Origin of the sequence: Mycobacterium sp. ITM-2016-00316 (assembly GCF_002968335.2) — a bacterium.
Classification (GTDB): domain Bacteria; phylum Actinomycetota; class Actinomycetes; order Mycobacteriales; family Mycobacteriaceae; genus Mycobacterium.
On record NZ_CP134398.1, the window covers coordinates 2,435,602 to 2,453,612 of the forward strand.

23 protein-coding genes are annotated in these 18,011 nt (G+C 67.7%); 12 read left to right on the forward strand and 11 right to left on the reverse strand.

The genetic code is table 11. From position 1 onward, the window contains the following. Positions 1-24: 24 nt before the first annotated feature. A complete protein-coding gene (locus C6A86_RS11695) occupies positions 25-423 on the reverse strand; it encodes a DUF3099 domain-containing protein (RefSeq protein ID WP_233212851.1) in 399 nt (132 codons plus the stop codon). A gap of 60 nt (positions 424-483) precedes the next feature. Here C6A86_RS11695 and C6A86_RS11700 point away from each other — a divergent pair, with 60 nt between their 5' ends. Beyond that, a complete protein-coding gene (locus tag C6A86_RS11700; protein WP_105361687.1) occupies positions 484-720 on the forward strand; it encodes a DUF3039 domain-containing protein in 237 nt (78 codons plus the stop codon). On the opposite strand, the gene C6A86_RS11705 is transcribed toward C6A86_RS11700, so the two are convergent. Together C6A86_RS11705 and C6A86_RS11710 are read right to left on the reverse strand one after the other, a co-directional pair. Further along, positions 710-1,639, reverse strand: coding sequence for a YihY/virulence factor BrkB family protein (locus C6A86_RS11705; protein ID WP_105361688.1), 930 nt, complete (start codon positions 1,637-1,639; stop codon positions 710-712). The genes C6A86_RS11700 and C6A86_RS11705 overlap by 11 nt on opposite strands. Before the next feature lie 61 nt (positions 1,640-1,700). Beyond that, positions 1,701-1,892, reverse strand: a complete 192-nt coding sequence (locus C6A86_RS11710; RefSeq protein ID WP_105361684.1) for a hypothetical protein — start codon at positions 1,890-1,892, stop codon at positions 1,701-1,703. 135 nt (positions 1,893-2,027) lie between these two features. On the opposite strand from C6A86_RS11710, the gene C6A86_RS11715 reads away from it, so the two are divergent. The 3 genes from C6A86_RS11715 to C6A86_RS11725 all read left to right on the forward strand — a co-directional run bounded on the left by C6A86_RS11715 (position 2,028) and on the right by C6A86_RS11725 (position 4,127). Then, entirely contained in the window at positions 2,028-2,396 is a 369-nt protein-coding gene (locus tag C6A86_RS11715; protein WP_105361685.1) for a DUF952 domain-containing protein, read from the forward strand. A 66-nt stretch (positions 2,397-2,462) separates the two neighbouring features. Beyond that, complete coding sequence (locus C6A86_RS11720; RefSeq protein ID WP_311101137.1) at positions 2,463-3,296, forward strand: SDR family NAD(P)-dependent oxidoreductase; 834 nt, start codon at positions 2,463-2,465, stop codon at positions 3,294-3,296. A gap of 36 nt (positions 3,297-3,332) precedes the next feature. Next, a complete protein-coding gene (locus C6A86_RS11725) occupies positions 3,333-4,127 on the forward strand; it encodes a hypothetical protein (protein ID WP_105364187.1) in 795 nt (264 codons plus the stop codon). Here the strand turns inward: C6A86_RS11725 and C6A86_RS11730 are convergent. Together C6A86_RS11730 and ppgK are read right to left on the reverse strand one after the other, a co-directional pair. Beyond that, positions 4,124-5,539, reverse strand: a complete 1,416-nt coding sequence (locus tag C6A86_RS11730; RefSeq protein ID WP_233213069.1) for an RNA polymerase sigma factor — start codon at positions 5,537-5,539, stop codon at positions 4,124-4,126. The two genes, C6A86_RS11725 and C6A86_RS11730, sit on opposite strands and share 4 nt — an antisense overlap. A 207-nt stretch (positions 5,540-5,746) precedes the next feature. After that, positions 5,747-6,511 carry a polyphosphate--glucose phosphotransferase gene (gene ppgK / locus C6A86_RS11735; RefSeq protein WP_199196258.1) on the reverse strand — a complete coding sequence of 255 codons (765 nt, stop codon included), beginning with the start codon at positions 6,509-6,511 and terminating at the stop codon, positions 5,747-5,749. 72 nt (positions 6,512-6,583) lie between these two features. On the opposite strand from ppgK, the gene C6A86_RS11740 reads away from it, so the two are divergent. Beyond that, the gene (locus C6A86_RS11740; protein WP_105364185.1) at positions 6,584-7,411 is read left to right on the forward strand and encodes an inositol monophosphatase family protein; all 828 of its coding nucleotides are present in this window, start codon (positions 6,584-6,586) and stop codon (positions 7,409-7,411) included. 1 nt (position 7,412) lies between these two features. On the opposite strand, the gene cei is transcribed toward C6A86_RS11740, so the two are convergent. Beyond that, the gene (gene cei, locus C6A86_RS11745) at positions 7,413-8,066 is read right to left on the reverse strand and encodes an envelope integrity protein Cei (RefSeq protein ID WP_105364184.1); all 654 of its coding nucleotides are present in this window, start codon (positions 8,064-8,066) and stop codon (positions 7,413-7,415) included. A gap of 174 nt (positions 8,067-8,240) precedes the next feature. Between cei and C6A86_RS11750 the strand changes: the two genes are divergently transcribed. After that, positions 8,241-8,543: a DUF4193 domain-containing protein gene (locus C6A86_RS11750; protein ID WP_105364183.1), complete on the forward strand. Its 303-nt coding sequence runs from the start codon at positions 8,241-8,243 to the stop codon at positions 8,541-8,543. Between the two features lie 9 nt (positions 8,544-8,552). Here the strand turns inward: C6A86_RS11750 and C6A86_RS11755 are convergent, their stop codons facing one another. Next, positions 8,553-9,041: a DUF3093 domain-containing protein gene (locus C6A86_RS11755; RefSeq protein ID WP_105364182.1), complete on the reverse strand. Its 489-nt coding sequence runs from the start codon at positions 9,039-9,041 to the stop codon at positions 8,553-8,555. A 25-nt stretch (positions 9,042-9,066) separates the two neighbouring features. Between C6A86_RS11755 and dut the strand changes: the two genes are divergently transcribed. Next, positions 9,067-9,531, forward strand: coding sequence for a dUTP diphosphatase (dut, locus tag C6A86_RS11760; RefSeq protein ID WP_105364181.1), 465 nt, complete (start codon positions 9,067-9,069; stop codon positions 9,529-9,531). Continuing rightward, on the forward strand, positions 9,507-10,238 hold the full coding sequence (locus C6A86_RS11765; RefSeq protein WP_105364180.1) for a DUF3710 domain-containing protein: 732 nt from the start codon (positions 9,507-9,509) through the stop codon (positions 10,236-10,238). Before dut ends, C6A86_RS11765 begins: the two co-directional genes overlap by 25 nt. On the opposite strand, the gene C6A86_RS11770 is transcribed toward C6A86_RS11765, so the two are convergent. Then, on the reverse strand, positions 10,235-10,936 hold the full coding sequence (locus tag C6A86_RS11770; RefSeq protein ID WP_105364179.1) for an alpha/beta fold hydrolase: 702 nt from the start codon (positions 10,934-10,936) through the stop codon (positions 10,235-10,237). The two genes, C6A86_RS11765 and C6A86_RS11770, sit on opposite strands and share 4 nt — an antisense overlap. Positions 10,937-11,056: 120 nt before the next feature. Between C6A86_RS11770 and C6A86_RS11775 the strand changes: the two genes are divergently transcribed. Continuing rightward, positions 11,057-11,428: an OB-fold nucleic acid binding domain-containing protein gene (locus C6A86_RS11775; RefSeq protein ID WP_105364178.1), complete on the forward strand. Its 372-nt coding sequence runs from the start codon at positions 11,057-11,059 to the stop codon at positions 11,426-11,428. An 83-nt stretch (positions 11,429-11,511) separates the two neighbouring features. Beyond that, positions 11,512-12,102, forward strand: coding sequence for a DUF3159 domain-containing protein (locus tag C6A86_RS11780; protein WP_105364190.1), 591 nt, complete (start codon positions 11,512-11,514; stop codon positions 12,100-12,102). Here C6A86_RS11780 and C6A86_RS11785 read toward each other — a convergent pair. After that, the gene (locus tag C6A86_RS11785) at positions 12,090-12,755 is read right to left on the reverse strand and encodes a TrkA family potassium uptake protein (RefSeq protein WP_105364177.1); all 666 of its coding nucleotides are present in this window, start codon (positions 12,753-12,755) and stop codon (positions 12,090-12,092) included. The genes C6A86_RS11780 and C6A86_RS11785 overlap by 13 nt on opposite strands. Then, positions 12,755-13,426 carry a TrkA family potassium uptake protein gene (locus tag C6A86_RS11790; protein WP_105364176.1) on the reverse strand — a complete coding sequence of 224 codons (672 nt, stop codon included), beginning with the start codon at positions 13,424-13,426 and terminating at the stop codon, positions 12,755-12,757. Before C6A86_RS11790 ends, C6A86_RS11785 begins: the two co-directional genes overlap by 1 nt. 111 nt (positions 13,427-13,537) lie before the next feature. On the opposite strand from C6A86_RS11790, the gene C6A86_RS11795 reads away from it, so the two are divergent. Both C6A86_RS11795 and C6A86_RS11800 read left to right on the forward strand, forming a co-directional pair. Then, positions 13,538-15,532: an APC family permease gene (locus C6A86_RS11795; RefSeq protein ID WP_105364189.1), complete on the forward strand. Its 1,995-nt coding sequence runs from the start codon at positions 13,538-13,540 to the stop codon at positions 15,530-15,532. Next, a complete protein-coding gene (locus tag C6A86_RS11800; protein WP_105364175.1) occupies positions 15,529-16,725 on the forward strand; it encodes a class I SAM-dependent RNA methyltransferase in 1,197 nt (398 codons plus the stop codon). Before C6A86_RS11795 ends, C6A86_RS11800 begins: the two co-directional genes overlap by 4 nt. On the opposite strand, the gene C6A86_RS11805 is transcribed toward C6A86_RS11800, so the two are convergent. Further along, a complete protein-coding gene (locus C6A86_RS11805; RefSeq protein WP_105364174.1) occupies positions 16,726-17,991 on the reverse strand; it encodes an HNH endonuclease in 1,266 nt (421 codons plus the stop codon). It lies immediately after the preceding gene. Positions 17,992-18,011 lie beyond the last annotated feature (20 nt).

Genomic DNA, 18,011 nt, shown 5'->3' on the forward strand with positions numbered 1-18,011 from the left:
CCTGAGAAGTGGAGAAGATGCCGCTCAGCCGGGAACGCCGGGTTCGCCACCGGCGCTCGGGGTCGGCCGGACCGGTGGCTGCAGCGCCGGGCGTTCGGCGGTGGGGAACAGCGGAGTGCGTCTGGGGCCGGCATCCTGGTAGCGGCGCGGCTCGGTTGCGCTGCGCGGCGGACGGTCATTGGCGATCAGTACGGCGATCCACGGCAAAGGGATCGACACCAGCAGGATCGCCAGTGAGATCAGCCCGTTCTGCCAGATCCCGTAGGCGCCGGCGGCCAGGATCAGGGCCGGGATGCGGAAAGCCATGATCTTCAGGTACTTGCGGACACGTTCGCGGTGCTGCTCGTCCTGGGGGAGTGCAGCGCGGGTGATGAGGACCGGGCGACCTTCGTCGTCGAAACTCAGCTCGGGGCCGTGTTTCATACCTCCACTGTTGCACATCTTCGGGCGCGTGGGGTGGCCGGTCTCGGGCACAATGGAGCAATGCAGACCGAGACCATCGAGCGGCCGGATACCGACGAACGCGTCGATGACGGGACCGACGACGACACCCCCAAGTTCTTCCACTACGTGAAGAAGGAGAAGATCGCCGAAAGTGCCGTCATGGGCACGCATGTCGTGGCGCTGTGCGGTGAGGTCTTTCCGGTCACCAAGTCGGCCAAGCCGGGTTCTCCGGTCTGCCCGGACTGCAAGCGAATCTACGAGCAGCTCAAGAAGTAGCGCTCTTCTCGGTCTTCCCCGCGATCCATACGCGCAGCCGCCGCGCGTGGGTGTCCGGGGCCGGCCACTCCTCCTGGATCGCGGCGTTGAGTTCCGCGCCGATCATGACGGCGAATCCGGCCAGGAACGCGAACAGCAGGAACGCGATCGGCGTGGCGAGCGCGCCGTAGGTATAGCCGGTCGCGGTGATCCAGGTCAGATAGAACCGCAGACTGAAGGTGGCGATCAGGAACACCGCAGTCGCCAGCGCGGCACCGACCACCAGCCGGTGGGTGGGCAACGGGCTGGGCAGTGACACCCGGTACAGCACGGTCACCGCCAGGATCAGCGCGATCACCAGCACCGGGTAGTACCCGTACTGCAGCACATGCGACCAGCTGTCCGGGATGTAGGTGGTGATCTTGCGCGGGCCCAGCGCGATGAACGGCGCCGTCAGCACGGCGCTCACCAGCATGATCACGTACAGCCCGAGGGCGAAGAAGCGCTGCCGCACCGGATGGCGCAGCGGCGTCTGGTCATGCGCCTCGACCACCGAGTCGACGAAGGCCGATACCGCCGAGGATCCCGCCCACAGCGAGATGACGAATCCCAGCGACACGACCTCGCCGCGGGCGGACCGCACGATGTCGTAGATGGTCGGCGCGATGATCTCGTTGACGACGTTTTGCGAGAAGAACCGTTCCGAGGTGCCGATGAGCTGATTCTCGATGGTCGGCAGGGTGTCCGGACCGAACAGCGGTGCCAGGTAGGCCAGGCTGCCGAGCATGCCCAGCAGCAGTGGCGGTAGCGACAGCGCACACCAGAAGGCGGCCTGGGCCGATTCGGAGAAGATCGAGTCGTCCCAGGATTTGCTCAGGGTGCGTTTGGTGATCGGCCAGACGTGATGGCGTGATGGCTTCGCCGGGGACTGATCGGTCATCACCAGACCAGCATTCCCGACGACGGACTCCACCGCCCGGGAGCACCGGGCGGACGGGTCGCTAGGCGTCGACTGCGCTGACCTCGATCACGGCAGCCAGTTCGATCAGCTTGGCTTCGTGTTCGTTGGCGTGGTGCTGGCAGAACAACAGTTCGGCGCCGGACGGCAGCTTCGCGCGTACACGCGCGGCGGCACCACAGCGGTCGCAGCGATCGGCCCGGGTCAGTTCCGGACTTATCAGAGTTGCGTTCACGGCACATCCTCCGTTCAGCTTTGGTGCGTATGTCTACTGTGTCAGACGTTTTCGGTTCTGGCCTTGTTCCCCGGGGGTTCACCGGTGTGTCGTGTCTCACTGCGGTCGCGTTACCGGGGGAGCAAGCTGGAAACCATGGGTACCCAAAACGCTGTCCTGGTGCACCTGTGCGCCGACCAGGAATGGCAGCGCGCGTCGGAGGTCGGTGTGCACCGGCCCGCCTCGCTGGCCGAAGCCGGTTTCATTCATCTGTCGTCCCCTGAGCAGGTTCATTTGCCGGCCAACCGCCTGTACGCGGGGCGCACTGATCTCGTGTTGCTGAGCATCGATCCTTCCCGGCTCGTCGATCCGGTCCGCTGGGAGCCGGGGGTGCCGACCGATCCTGAATCGATGCTGTTCCCACACCTGTACGGCCCGTTGCCCGCTGACGCTGTGACAAGTGTCACGCGCTATCTGCCCGCCGCGGACGGCTCGTTCGCTGAGTTGCCGGCGACTCCCGAATAGCCCACGGCCGCCTCGAAATCCACGCCGCCATCGTAGACGCGGAAGCTGGGACGTTAGGTTGGGGGAGTGAGTGCATCCGGGCGCGTCGCAGTGGTGACCGGCGCCAGCCGTGGCGCCGGCCGCGGTATCGCGGCGGCCCTCGGCGCCCACGGTTGGCGGGTCTACGTCACCGGCCGCTCCGTCGCGGATTCCGGCACCGCTGATCTGGTCAGCGCGGCCGGCGGCGTCGGGGTGGCGGTGCCGGTCGACCATGCCGACGATGACGCGGTGGCGCAGTTGTTCGCCCGTGTGCGTGACGAGAACGGCGGGCTGGACCTGTTGGTCAACAACGCGGCCGTGATCCACGACGAGCTCACCGGTGCGAAGCCCTTCTGGGAGAAGCCCGTCGGTCTGGGCGACGTGCTGGACGTCGGACTGCGCTCGGCCTACGTCGCGTCCTGGCACGCGGCGCCCCTGCTGACCGCCCGCCCGCGCGGGCTGATCGCCTTCACCTCCTCGCCGGGATCGGTCTGCTACATGCACGGCCCCGCGTATGGCGCGCAGAAGGCCGGCATCGACAAGATGGCGGCCGATATGGCCGTCGATTTCGGCGGTACCACGGTGGCCTGCGTGTCCATCTGGATGGGCATCCTGCTGACCGAACGGCTGCGCTCGGCGTTCGCCGGCACACCGGATGCACTGGCGGCGACCGCCCGGCACGCCGAAACCCCGGAGTTCACCGGGCATCTGATCGACGCGTTGTTCGCCGATCCGGAACTGGCCGCCCTGAGCGGGCGGACGCTGATCGCCGCCGAACTGGCGAACCGCTACGGGATCACCGACGAGGACGGGCGCCGGCCGCCGTCGCACCGCGAAATGCTCGGTTCGCCAAGAGAACCCAGCGCCGTGGTGATTCGCTGATTAACAAATGCCGATGACTTTGTAAACTGGCTGACTGTGGCAACACTGTCCGGCTTCGCGCCGTGGATCGTCTACTGGATTCTGGTCGGCAACGTGCCCTTCACGGTTGCGGTGCTGGTGGCACTCGCGGTCGCGGTGGCCTCCTATGTCATCGGGCGGGTGCGTGGCGGCGCGGCCCGCACTCTGGAGATCGGCGCCATCGCCACGTTCGCGGTGCTGACGGTGCTGACCCTCACCGTCAGCCAGGTCTTCATGGAGCGCTGGCTCCAGCCGCTGAGCAGCCTGGGCATCTTTCTGGTCGCGCTCATCGGCGTGCTGGCCGGCAGGCCGTTCGTGCGCGAGTTCGCCGAAGCCGATCAGCCGGCCGAGGTGATCAAGAGCGAACTGTTCGCCGCGATCACGACCCGGATCACCTGGATCTGGGTGGCAGCATTCGCCGGGATGACGATCTCCTCGGCGATCCCGCCGATCGTGTACGGCGACGCGACGATCCTGGACACCAAGACCCCGCTGTCGTTCATCTGTTACTGGGTGCTGCCGTTCGCGCTGCTCGGTGCGGCGGTGCTGGGTGGCCGGGTGCTGACCGAACGGATGGTCGCCGAGGCCACCAGCCCGCACGCCGTCCGGCGCAGCACCTTCGTCGCGTTCAAGGAGCTCGAGATCGACCAGCTGTACTACCTCGCCCGCGAACGGGCCGAGCGTGAGGCAGGACCCGATCTGGAGGCCTACGACGTCAAGCTGGGCAGCCAGGGAGTGCCGTTGACCGGCGACGAGTCACGCGAGTCGTGGCCGATGAGCTACAAACTGCGGACCCGTCGCGTCAAGCACTAGTCCAGGTAGTCGCGCAGGACCTGAGAGCGGCTCGGGTGGCGCAGCTTGCTCATCGTCTTGGACTCGATCTGACGGATGCGCTCCCGCGTGACGCCGTAGACCTGGCCGATCTCGTCGAGGGTGCGGGGCTGGCCGTCGGTCAGGCCGAAACGCAGCCGGACCACGCCGGCCTCGCGCTCGGACAGTGTCTCCAGCACCGACTGCAGCTGATCCTGCAGCAGCGTGAAACTGACCGCGTCCACGGCCACCACGGCCTCGGAGTCCTCGATGAAGTCGCCGAGCTGGCTGTCGCCCTCGTCGCCGATGGTCTGGTCCAGCGAGATGGGCTCACGGGCGTACTGCTGGATCTCCAGCACCTTCTCCGGCGTGATGTCCATTTCCTTGGCCAGCTCTTCGGGCGTGGGCTCGCGGCCCAGGTCCTGCAGCAGTTCGCGCTGGATGCGGCCGAGCTTGTTGATCACCTCGACCATGTGCACCGGGATGCGGATGGTACGGGCCTGATCGGCCATGGCGCGGGTGATGGCCTGCCGGATCCACCAGGTGGCGTACGTGGAGAACTTGTAGCCCTTGGTGTAGTCGAACTTCTCGACCGCGCGGATCAGACCGAGGTTGCCCTCCTGGATGAGGTCCAGGAACGCCATGCCGCGGCCGGTGTAGCGCTTGGCCAGCGAGACCACCAGGCGCAGGTTGGCTTCGAGCAGGTGGTTCTTGGCCCGGTCACCGTCGCGGCAGATCCACTGCATATCGCGGCGCTGGGCGGCGGGCAGCTTCTCGCCCTTCTCGGTCAGTTCGGTCATCAGCTGAGTCGCGTACAACCCGGCCTCGATGCGCTTGGCGAGCTCGACTTCCTCTTCGGCGTTGAGCAGCGCCACCTTGCCGATCTGCTTCAGATAGGCGCGGACCGAGTCCGCGGACGCGGTGAGCTCGGCATCCTTGCGTGCCTGGCGCAGCGCCTCGGATTCCTCTTCATCCCAGACGAAGTCACCGGAGGCCTTGTCCTTCTCGGACGGCTCGGCGATCCCCTCATCGGCCTTGACGGGCTTGGCCTTGGCGCCGTCGGTGGCTTCCGCCTCGTCACCCTCGGCCTCGGCCTCTTCGGGGTCCTCGGCGTCGTCCTCGATCTCGACGTCGTCGATCTCGACATCCTCGACGTCGAGGACGTCGCCGGGCTCCACTTCGAGATCGTCGGTGGCCTCGATGTCTTCGCCATCGGTGACGCCCTCGGCGGACTCGTCCTTCTTGGTGCGGGACCCGGCACCCTTGGCCGGGGCCTTCTTGGCGGGAGCTTTTTTGGCGGCCCGCTTGGCAGGCGCCTTTGCAGCGGCCTTGGCGGGCGCCTTCTTTGCAGGCGTCTTGGTTGCGGTGGGCGTTACCAGCTCATCGGTTGCCGGGCTGGTCTTTGTCGCTGCCACGTACACCCTCTCGGTCTTGCGGATCCGATGGCGCGCGCAGGCGTCACCGAAAATCGTCGGCTGTCTCGAATATTGGCGTTTGATCTCTGCTCGGATATCCGCCGCTATCTCGGTAGGCGGCCGCCATTGACCATTGTAACGACAGTGTGGGCGCGCACTGCGCCGAGCGGCAAATTTGACTCGGCGCGCGCGTCGTGTTCGGCGAAATCAGGGCTTGACGTGGATGCCCTCTGCGGCCATCGCGGCACCCACGATCCCGGCGCTGTTGAGCAGGGCGGCGGGCACCACCGGGACGCGGTTCTTGAGCATCGGGATCCAGCGGTCGGCCTTGCGGCTGATGCCGCCGCCGGCGATGAACAGGTCCGGCCAGATCGCGTTCTCGACCGCTACCAGCACTTTGGTGACCTCTTCGGTCCAGCGCTGGTAGTTCCATTCCTTACGTTCCTTCACCGAGGATGCGGCCCGGTGCTCGGCTTCCTTGCCGCCCACCTCGAGGTGGCCGAACTCGGTGTTGGGTAGCAGCACCCCGTTGTGGATGACGGCCGATCCGATACCGGTGCCGAACGTGAGCAGCACGATCACGCCGGTGTGGCCCTTGCCCGCGCCGTAGCGCTCCTCGGCCAGGCCGGCGGCGTCGGCGTCGTTGAGCACCGTGACGTGCTGCCCGCCGAGTTCGGCGCTGATGACCGTGGCCGCGTCGACGCCGATCCAGTCCTTGTCCACGTTGGCCGCGGTGCGCACGATGCCGTTGGCCACCACGCCCGGGTAGGTCACGCCGAGTTTGCCGGTCCAACCGAACTCGCGGACCACGGTGGCGACGGTGGTGGCCACCGCGGCCGGGGTGGCCGGTTGTGGCGTGGCGAGTTTGAAGCGCTCTCCGACCAGTTCGCCGGTGTCCAGGTCGACGATGCCGCCCTTGATTCCGCTGCCGCCGACGTCGACGCCGAATCCGGTGTTGGTCGATTCGGTCACTGGCACGCTCCTAAGCAGGCGGCGGACAAGGTAATTCGCCACCACAATAGAGGCTTGTGGTGCGATGTAGCCATGCCCGATGACAACGATCCCCGGACGCTGCGCGCGGTGGCGGGGCAACTGGCCACGGAGGCGGCCGCTTTCGTGCGGACCCGACGGCTCGAGGTGTTCGGCGGGGCGCCCGCCGCCGGTGCCGTCCGCGCCAAGAGCAGCCCGACCGATCCGGTCACCGTGGTGGACACCGAGACCGAGCGGCTGCTGCGCGAGCGCCTCGCCGAACGCCGGCCCGATGATCATGTCCTCGGCGAGGAAGAGGGCGGTTCGGCGGTGGCTGAGCCCGGCGTGCCGGTCTGGGTGATCGACCCGATCGACGGGACGGTCAACTTCGTCTACGGCATCGAGGCGTATGCGGTGTCGGTCGGCGTGCAGATCGACGGCGTCTCGGTGGCCGGTGCGGTGGTCAATGTGGCCACCGGCGAGCTGTATTCGGCCGCGGTCGGGCACGGCGCCACCGTGACCCGCGACGGCGTGTCAACCGCGTTGCGGTGCAACGCGATCGATGACCTGTCGCTGGCGCTGCTGGGTACCGGGTTCTCCTATGACGCCGAACAGCGGCGGCGGCAGGCCGCGGTGCTGGCGGCGCTGCTGCCCGGCGTGCGCGATATCCGCCGGATCGGATCGTGTGCGCTGGATCTGTGCATGGTGGCCTCCGGGCGCCTCGACGCCTATTTCGAGGACGGCGTGCACGTGTGGGACTGGGCGGCGGGGGCGGTGATCGCCGCCGAGGCCGGCGCGGTGCTGCGGCTACCGGCGGTGACGGGTGACGCGCAGGACGTGTTGGTGGCCGCCGCGCCGGGCGTGGCGGCCGCACTCGACGAGGCCCTGGGGCAGGTCGGGTAGGTCAGCAGGTCGCGCTGTGGATCTTGGTCAGCAGCGACGCATCGGCGGGCGCGGTGGCGTCCGGGCGCAGCCCCGCCAGCATGGCGTCGATATCGTCGCTGCGGCTGAACTCGCTGAACTCGGTGCCCACGGCCAGATCCACCGTGTCATCGGTGCGGCCGTCCAGGAAAAGTTCGGTGCACGGCGCGACCAGCCAGACGGCGGCGGCCGCGGCGCGTCCGGTTTCACCGAACCGGATCTGGCCCTGGCATTCGAGCCGGCTGTTGGCGTACACCGCGTCGTTGGCCGCGGTGGGCTGGGCGAAGCCAAGGTCGCGCAGCGCGCCGGACACCTCGGCCGCCTGCCCGCCCTGGCCGCTGGCATTGAGTACCTGCACCTTGGTGTCGGCCAGCCGCGCCGGCATCACCTCGGTCATCTCGGTCGGGGACACCTGCTGACCGAGGACGGGCTGGCTGGCGTCGCCGGTGGGTGGGGGTGGTGCGTTGCAGGCGACGGCCTGAGTCGCCTCGGTGGTCTGATTGAGCGCGATCACCCACACCACGCCGGTCACCAAGGCGAGCGCCAGGAACAGGCACAGCACGGGCACATGGTTGCGGCGACGGAACGGACGACCGTGTTTGTCGAACGCCGTGCCCTCGGTGATGGATGCGACCACCCCTGCACCTTAAGGCCATGCCAGGGCATGCATTCCTACCAGGGGTTTTGCTGTGTGATATAAATCACAGTCAATCTGCGCCGATTCCGGGCACGAATCATTTGGTGTAGGCGTTCGACGCTGGTACAAAGCACTGCTGCAAGGGTGCTGCAAACGGTACCGGAGGGGATGAATATGGCTACCGACTACGACGCTCCACGGCGAACCGAGACAGACGATGTGTCCGAGGATTCGCTGGAAGAGCTCAAAGCGCGACGAAACGAGGCCCAATCGGCCGTTGTGGACGTCGATGAATCAGAGTCCGCGGAATCGTTCGAACTCCCGGGTGCAGATCTGTCCGGTGAGGAGCTGTCCGTTCGGGTCGTCCCGAAGCAGGCCGATGAGTTCACCTGCTCCAGCTGTTTCCTGGTGCATCACCGCAGCCGGCTGGCCAGTGAGAAGAACGGACTGTTCGTCTGCACGGACTGCGCGGCGTGATCGCAGCGGTCAGCTGCGCAACGCGGCCAGCACCCGGTCGGGGTGTCGGCAGCTGACCAACCAATACGGGGTGGGGTCGTCCGGATCGTCGAGCACGATGAGGACCATCGGGCCGACCCATGCCCTGTGCAGGACGTAGGCCGCAGGGTCGAGTTGGCGGCCCAGCGCCGCCGACTTGGCCGACCTGGGCACTTCGGCGGACCGCGAGATGACGCTCACCGGGAGATGTGCCGGGCCGGCCCACAGCTCGACGGCGCCATCAGGTCCCTCCCCGTTCTGGACGACCTTGATCTCCATCCGGCCCGCCCATATCAGCGCGGCCGCGGCGACCGGCAACAGCACCGCATAGGGCGCCCAGTCCGGCAGGCCCTCCACGCCCATGTTCACTTCGGCGGCGATGAGGGCGGCAAGTCCCAATCCGGGCAACCAGAACCACCACGGCAGCCGCAGGCGCTCGCGGTAGCGCACGGTTTGGGTGATGGCGCGCGTGTCTGACACCTGCCCAAGAGTAATCTCATCCGCCGTGCCCACTTCTCTGGCGGTCGTGCGATTGGATCGCGACCTGCCCATGCCCAGCCGGGCCCATGACGGCGACGCCGGCGTCGACCTGTTCAGCGCCGTCGATGTCGAACTGGCGCCCGGCCACCGGTCGCTGGTACCGACCGGGATCGCCGTCGCCATCCCGCACGGGATGGTCGGATTGATCCATCCGCGGTCGGGATTGGCCACCCGCGTGGGGCTTTCGATCGTCAACACGCCCGGCACCGTCGACGCCGGTTACCGTGGCGAGATCAAGGTGACACTGATAAATCTCGACCCGCGGGAGCCGATCGTGGTGCGGCGCGGAGATCGCATCGCCCAGCTGCTGGTCCAGCGGGTGGAACTGCCGGAGCTCGTCGAGGTGACATCGTTCGACGAGGCCGGGCTGGCCGAGACGACCCGCGGCGCGGGTGGGCACGGTTCATCCGGCGGACATTCGAGTTTGTGAAAGAGGGCGACAACGTGACTGACGAAGCCGAAGAGTTCGACGGACCGTTCGATATCGAGGATTTCGACGACCCGGAGTCGGCGAAGCATGCGCGGCTGGATCTCGGGTCCGTTCTGGTCCCGATGCCCGCGGCGGGCCAGGTGCAGGTGGAACTGACCGACCAGGGGGTGCCCAGTTCGGTGTGGGTGGTGACCCCCAACGGCCGGTTCACCGTCGCGGCCTACGCGGCCCCGAAATCGGCCGGCCTGTGGCGTGAGGTGGCTGCGGAGTTGGCCGAGTCGCTGCGCAAGGACAATGTGAAGGTTCGGGTCGAGGACGGACCCTGGGGCCGTGAGGTGGTCGGGGCCAGCACGTCGGCGCCGGAGGGACAGCAGCCCGGGGTGGTCCGCTTCATCGGCGTGGACGGCTACCGCTGGATGATCCGCTGTGTCGTCAACGGGTTGCCCGAGAATGCCGATGCGTTGGCCGCGGAGGCGCGGGAAGCGTTGGCCGACACTGTGGTTCGCCGTGGTGACACGCCGCTGCCGGTGCGCACGCCACTGACCGTGCAGTTGCCCGAAGCGATGGCCGCTCAGCTGCGCGCTGCCGCCGAACAGGCGCAGGCCCAGGCGCAGGCGCAGGGCCAGCTGCCGCCGGAGCCGGCGGCACGGCGCAGCGCCGAGGGTTCGGCGATGCAGCAGATGCGCAGCACCATCACCGGCGGCTAGTTCTCCAGCAGGGCGGCGACACAGGCCGCGCCCAGCCGGGCGGGGTCGGCGCCCATCTCCTCGAGCGTCAGCGTGTGCAGTACCGCATGCTGGGCCGCTGCCGCCCACTCGACCGCGACGTCGGCGGGGTGCACGGGATCGTCCACGGCGGCCGCCAGGCCCATCGGTACCGTCAGCGCCCTCAGTTCCTCGACCGTCGGTGCCACATAGGCGGCCGCTTCGGCCATGGCATCGGGCAGTGCGGGCCACTGGGCCAGCCAGGACCGGGTCAACTCGGCGGCCAGCCACGGCGGGCTGCCGGCCTGCATCGCGGCGACGGTGGCGGTCAGCCCTTCCTCGCGCAGCTGCTGGGCCGAATGGCGGGCGGTCAGCGCGGCGGGCGCGTCGCCGGGCGCACCGGACCAGGCGGGCAGCGCCGCCAGTACTGCCACGGTCCTGCTGGGATGCTTCAGCGCCCAGGCGGTGGCCACCGCGGCGCCGATGGACACCCCGCCGACGGCGATCGGCGCGCCGCTGCGCGCGGCCTCGTCCAGGGCGGCGAGGTATCCGGCGATCAGCCTGGACGGTTCGGGCGCCGGTGTGACGACGATCGCACCGACGTCGTGCAACGCTGCGGAAAAGGCCCGGTAGACATAGTCGTCATCGGAGCCGGTCCCGGCCAACAGAACCGTTGTCACACCACGCAAGTTGACGGCCATCACACGATGGTGACAGTTCCGCAGCGTTGCCCGCGCGCGACGTGGCGAATCGGAACCAACAGGTCTACGGTGGCGTTGGTCAGGTAGTGGATCCACGACGGATTCGCGGCAGGGAGAGGTATGGCTACGGCCGAAGGGTATCTGCGTCGGCTCACCCGCCGACTGACGGAAGACCCCGAGCAAGTCGACGTCGATCAGCTCAGCGATGAGGCCGCCGGCACCGGCGCGCAAAAGGCCATCGACTGTCAGCGCGGCCAGGAAGTCACCATGGTCGGCACGCTGCGCAGCGTCGAGTGCAACGGCAAGGGCTGCGCCGGTGGCGTCAAGGCCGAATTGTTCGACGGCACCGATTCAGTGACCCTGGTGTGGCTGGGACAGCGCCGCATCGCGGGTATCGAGTCCGGTCTGACACTGCGTGTGCGCGGCCGCCTCGGCCAACTCGACAACGGCACCAAGGCCATCTACAACCCGCTCTACGAGATTCAGAAGTGACGGAGCAGAACTCCGAGCAATCCACCGCCGACGCCGCCGCCGAGGAGCCGCCCAAGAAGGGCGCCCAGGCCGTTCTGGAGCAGATGGGCGGCATCAGTGGCCTGATCTACTCCTCTCTTCCGGTGTTGGTGTTCGTGCCGGTGTCGACCAACTTCGGCTTGATGCCCGCGATCTACGCCGCCCTCGGGGTGGCGGCGCTCGTCCTGGTGTGGCGGCTGATCCGCAAGGAGTCCTTGCAGCCGGCCGTGTCCGGATTCATGGGCGTCGGCATCAGTGCGCTCATTGCCTACCTGGTCGGCGAGTCCAAAGGCTATTTCCTGCTGGGCATCTGGTCGTCGCTGGTGTGGGCCTCGGTGTTCGCGCTCTCGGTGCTGATCCGGCGTCCCGTGGTGGGCTACATCTGGGGTTGGGTCAACAACCACGACCGCGACTGGCGGAAGGTGCGCCGGGCGGTTCTCGCCTTCGATATCGCGACACTGACCTGGGTGGCGGTCTTCGCATCCCGTTTCCTGGTCCAGCACTACCTCTATGACGCCGACGAGACCGGTCTGCTCGGGGTCGCCCGGATCGCCATGGGCTGGCCGTTGACCGGGGTGGCGGCCGTCATCACCTACTTCGCCATCAAGGTCGCGCAGCGGGCACTACACGCCCACGAGCCCGCTCAGCGCGCCTGAGGATGCAGCAGCAGCACGCGTAGTTCGTCCTCGGCGTCGGCGGTGGCCACGAACACCAACTCGTCGCCACCCTCCAGCGGCTCGTCGGCCTCCGGCACGATCACCCGCGGGCCGCGCAGAATCGTCACCAGGGACGCGTCACGCGGCAGATTGAGCCGCTTGACGGCCTTGCCACCCCACGGGGTGTCGTCGGGCAGGGTGATCTCGACCAGGTTGGCCTGGCCCTTCCGGAAGCTCAGCAGCCGCACCAGGTCACCCACCGCGACGGCCTCCTCGACCAGCGAGGCCAACATGCGCGGTGTGGACACCGCCACGTCGACGCCCCAGTTCTCGTCGAAGAGCCACTCGTTACGCGGGTCGTTGACCCGTGCGACCACCCGGGGCACCGCGAACTCGGTTTTGGCCAGCAGGCTGAGCACCACATTGGCTTTGTCGTCGCCGGTGGCGGCGATCACCACGTCGAACTCCTGCAACCGCACCGATTCCAGCAGGCTGATCTCGCAGGCGTCGCCGAGGCGCCAGTGCGCTGCCGGGATGTCGTCGGCGTCGATGTGTGCGGGATCACGCTCCAGCAGCGTGACGTCGTGGCTTGCGACGAGTTCGCGGGCGATGGAACGGCCCACTGCGCCGGCTCCGGCGATGGCGACTTTCATCAGCGATCGTTGTCCTCGCTCGGCGGCAGGGCCGACATCGCCAGTGCCTCGCCGATGTGCCCGGAGATGGCGGCGAGGAACACGTGGTCACCCGCCTGGATGACGGTCTTGTTGTCGGGTAGCAGTCCGGTGCCCAGGCGCAGCATGAACGCGACGCGGCCTCCGGTGGCGGCTTCCAGTTCGGTCACCGCGTGGCCGGCCCAGTCCTCGTGCAGCGGCAGTTCGGCCACTCCGACGTTGCCGGACGGATCCCGCCACTTGGTGGTCTCGGATTCCCGGGTGAGCACGTTGAGCAGGCGGTCGGTGGTCCACGGCACGGTGGCCACCGTCGGGATGCCCAGACGTTCGTAGACCGCGGCACGTTTGGCGTCGTAGATACGCGCGACGACGCGTTCGACGCCGAACGTCTCGCGCGCCACCCGGGCGGAGATGATGTTCGAGTTGTCGCCGGAGGACACCGCGGCGAAGGCTCCGGCGTCCTGAATCCCGGCGCGCAGGAGCACATCCCGGTCGAAACCCATGCCGAGCACCCGCTCACCGGGGAACTCGGGGGACAGCCGGTTGAACGCCGTCGCATCCCGGTCGATGACGGCCACCTCATGGCCGATCCTGGCCAAGCCGTCCGCCAGCGATGCGCCGACCCGGCCGCACCCCATCACCACTACCCGCACCCTCGGTCCTCTCTGGCCGCTGCCCAGGAATACCGCAACATCGAACACGCCGTTGATTCAGCGCACCCGGAACGCTACAGCCAAACCCGGGTGCGCCTACTCTTGGCACTCGTGTCCAAGCTATCGACCGCCACGCGCAGGCTGGTCCTGGGGAGACCGTTCCGCAGCGACAAGCTCGGTCACACGCTTCTTCCCAAGCGGATCGCCTTGCCGGTCTTCGCCTCCGATGCCTTGTCGTCGACCGCCTATGCACCCGAGGAGATCTTCCTGGTGCTCTCGGTGGCCGGACTGTCGGCGTACTCGTTTGCGCCGTGGATCGGCCTGGCAGTGGCCGCCGTCATGCTGATCGTGATCGCCAGCTACCGCCAGAACGTGCACGCCTACCCATCGGGTGGTGGCGACTACGAGGTGGTGACCACCAATCTCGGCCCGACGCCGGGCCTTACGGTGGCCAGCGCGCTGCTGGTGGACTATGTGCTGACGGTGGCGGTGTCGATGTCCTCGGCGATGGCCAACATCGGATCGGCGGTACCGTTCATCGCCCAGCACAAGGTGTGGTTCGCGGTGGTGGCGATCTTGGTGCTGGCCTCGCTGAATCTGCGCGGCATCCGGGAGTCGGGCACGGCCTTCGCGATCCCCACCTATGCCTTCATGGTCGGCATGATCGTCATGCTGGCGTGGGGGTTCTTCCAGATCTTCGTGCTGGACCACGAGCTGAAGGCCGAATCAGCGGATTTCGAGGTGCGCTCCGAGCACGGTGAGATCCTCGGGTTCGCGTTGGTGTTCCTGGTGGCGCGGGCCTTCTCCTCGGGGTCTGCGGCCCTGACGGGTGTGGAGGCCATCAGCAACGGTGTGCCGGCCTTCCGGAAACCCAAGTCGCGTAACGCCGCCACCACCTTGCTGCTGCTCGGTGGGATCGCGACCACGCTGTTCATGGGGATCATTCTGCTGGCCAAGGAAACCGGCGTGAAGATGGCCGAGCGGCCCGACGAGCAGCTGGTGGGGGCCCCGGAGGGCTACCACCAGCGGACACTGATCGCGCAATTGGCCGATGCGGTGTTCCACGATTTCCCGGTCGGGTTGTTCCTCATCGCGCTGGTGACCGCGCTGATCCTGGTGCTGGCGGCCAATACCGCGTTCAACGGTTTCCCGGTGCTCGGATCGATTCTGGCGCAGGATCGCTATCTGCCTCGGCAGTTGCACACCCGCGGTGATCGGCTGGCATTCTCCAACGGCATCCTGTTCCTGGCGTTCGCCGCGGTCGCCTTCGTGGTCGCCTTCCAGGCCGAGACCACGGCGCTGATCCAGCTCTACATCGTCGGGGTGTTCGTGTCGTTCACGCTCAGCCAGCTCGGCATGGTGCGGCACTGGACCCGCTTCCTGAAGATCGAGACCGACCCTGCGACCCGACGCACGATGATGCGCTCGCGGGTGATCAACGCGATCGGGTGCGTGTGTACCGGCACGGTCCTGCTGGTGGTGGTGGTCACGAAGTTCCTGGCGGGCGCCTGGATCGCGATCGTGGCGATGGCGGTGCTGTTCGTGATCATGAAACTGATCCGCAAGCATTACGACACGGTGGCCCGGGAGCTCGACGAGCAGGAGGCCAACCTGGAAGACGTCGTGCTGCCCAGCCGCAACCACGCGGTGGTACTGGTGTCCAAGCTGCATCTGCCGACCCGCCGGGCGCTGGCCTATGCGCGGGCGACCCGCCCGGACGTGCTCGAGGCGATCACGGTCAGCGTCGACGACGCCGAGACCCGCGAGCTCGTGCACACCTGGGAGGAGAGCGATGTCAGCACACCGCTGAAGGTCATTGCCTCGCCCTACCGCGAGATCACCCGGCCCGTACTGGATTACGTCAAGCGGGTCACCAAGGAATCGCCGCGCACCGTGGTCACGGTGTTCATCCCGGAGTACGTGGTCGGCCATTGGTGGGAGCAGGTGCTGCACAACCAGAGCGCGCTGCGGTTGAAGGGCAGACTGCTCTTCGAGCCGAACGTCATGGTGACTTCGGTACCCTGGCAGCTCAACTCGTCGGAGCGGCTCAAGACACTGGAGCCGCAGTCCGCGCCCGGCGATGCACGAAGAGGATTTCTTGATTGACCGCACCCGAGGCTGACCTGATCCTGACCACAGGGCCGGCCGCCAATGGCGGTAGTTGCGTGGCACGCCACGACGGCCGTGTCGTCTTCGTGCGCTACGCGCTACCCGATGAGGTGGTGCGGGTACGGGTGGTCTCCGAACGTGGATCGTATTGGCATGCCGACGTTGTCGAGGTGATCGAGCCGTCACCGGACCGGATCGACTCGCTGTGCACCATTGCCGGACGCGACGGTGCAGGGTGCTGTGATCTGGCATTCGCCGAACCCGCCGCCGCGCGTCGGCTCAAGGGGGCGGTGGTCGCCAATCAGCTGGAGCGACTCGGCGGCCACGAATGGTCAGGTGTGGCCGAGGAAGTCGGCGAGGGTGGGGCGACGGGCTGGCGCACCCGGGTGCGCCTGGACGTCTCGGACGCCGGCCGGGCGGGCTTCCACCGCTACCACAGCGCCGAATTGGCCGATGATCTGAACTGTGCGCAGCTGCCCGACGGGATGCTCGACGGCCTGGATGGGCCCCGGTGGCCGCCGGGGGCGCAACTCCACGTGGCGCTCGATGATGCCGGGCGCCGGCATGTGGTGCAGGCCGGCCCGCGTAACGGCGGGCGCAAGGCGAGCACGCAGGTCGTCGAGGGTGATTATGAGGCGGTGCAGGAGATCGGCGGGCGGCAGTGGCGGATCCCGGTCACCGCGTTCTGGCAGGCGCACCGTGACGCGCCCCGCGTCTACAGCGCACTGGTGAGTGAGGCGGCGGATGTGCAGCCCGGCATGACCGCATGGGATCTCTACGGCGGGGCAGGCGTTTTCGCTGCCGTGCTGGCCGAGGTGGTGGGGCCGACCGGGCGGGTGCTCACCGTCGACACCTCACGTGGCGCGGCCCGGTCCGCGCGGACGGCGCTTGCCGACCTGCCGCAGGTGTCGGTGGTGACGGATTCGGTGCGTCGCGCATTGTCGGCGGAGAAGGGCCGGGCCGATGTGGTGGTGCTGGATCCACCGCGTGCCGGCGCGGGCCGGGAGGTCATCGAACAGCTGGCCGCAGCCGAGGTGCCGCGCATCATCCATATCGGCTGTGAGGCAGCATCATTCGCCCGTGACGTGGGGGAGTATCGGCGGCAGGGGTACACCGTGGAGCAGTTGCGGGTGTTCGATTCGTTCCCGCTCACCCACCACGTGGAATGTGTGGCGGTGCTCAGCCGGTAATCAGGCCGCGCGGTGGACGGTGACGAGGTGTACGTCACGGGTCAGGATGCGCAGACCGCCGGCGATCGGTGGCGCGGTCGATCGGTAGGTGGCCCCGGTGGGGGTGGTGTGCTCGGCCACGTGTCTGCCACCCGGATCGAACAGGGTGCGCACCGTCCAGCCCGGCTGTTCCTTGACGTGATTGCACCGTTCGCACGAGCCTCGACCGTTCAATGCGTTCGTTCGGCCGCCCCGTACATGCGGCTCGGCATGATCGATATGGCGAATCGGCGCATCGCAGTACGGGGTTCGGCAGGTGTGGTCGCGCAGCCGGATGAACTGTGCCAGACCGTTCGGGAACGCCCGGGCGCGAGAGTCCATCGCCACCAGCGCGCCGCTCTCCGGGGCGGCGTACAGCCGGCGCAGCTCGACCCAGCCCTGTGCGTCGATGGCATCGGTGATCATCCTGCGGGCCACCGCCGCCGGAATCGGCTCGTAGTCCTGGACTGCGGCGGCGTCGTCACCGTTGGCCAGGAGGGCTTCGTCGGAGAGCACCATGTTGACCGTCATCGGCACCGGGACGTCGGCCGGGCGTCCGGTGACGCGCTCGACCAAGGTGTCGGCCATGGTCTGCCCGCGCGAGCGGCCGTCGGGAGTGGTGTCGGCGGCGTGTTTCAGGCTGGCGTAGCACGAGACTCCCTGCGCCATCGGCAGCAGCGCAGTCAGGTACAGCATGTTGTCCGGTGCCGGGCGGGTGGTCACGTTGCGTTCCTCGGGCGCCTTGGCGGCCCGATCGACGACGGCGTGCGGATCGAGTTCGTAGGCGATTGCTTTGGCCTTCGCGGTGATCCGTTTGTTGCCCAGCCCGTCGAGTGCGGCCGGATCGCCGCACATCCGATGATCGAGCCGACGACGATCCTCGACCGTCAGGCACGCCGACTCCCGCACGATGATGGTGGCTCGCCATTCCGAGAGCACTCCCGCCTCCAAAGCGGCCAACGTGCAGGGCATTTCATGGACCAATGCCTTGGCAAACCCGAGGTGTTGATCGCCCTTTGTGGTCGAATCCCGGCGCGCGAGCGCAATCTCCGAGGAAAGGCCGCGCCCGCGCCGCTGGGCCGGAACGCCGGCCCGCGCTTCGAGCTGGCGGCGGATGGCGTCCCATTCTGCAGCGCTGCGCGCCTGCTCGGCAGCGGCGGCGGACTTGTGTCGTTCCAGGTCGGCGATACGATCCCGCAGCTCCGCTTCGCGGGCCTGCAGCTCGTCGGTCGCCGACTGTTCGAACATGTGTTCGATGGTACACGACC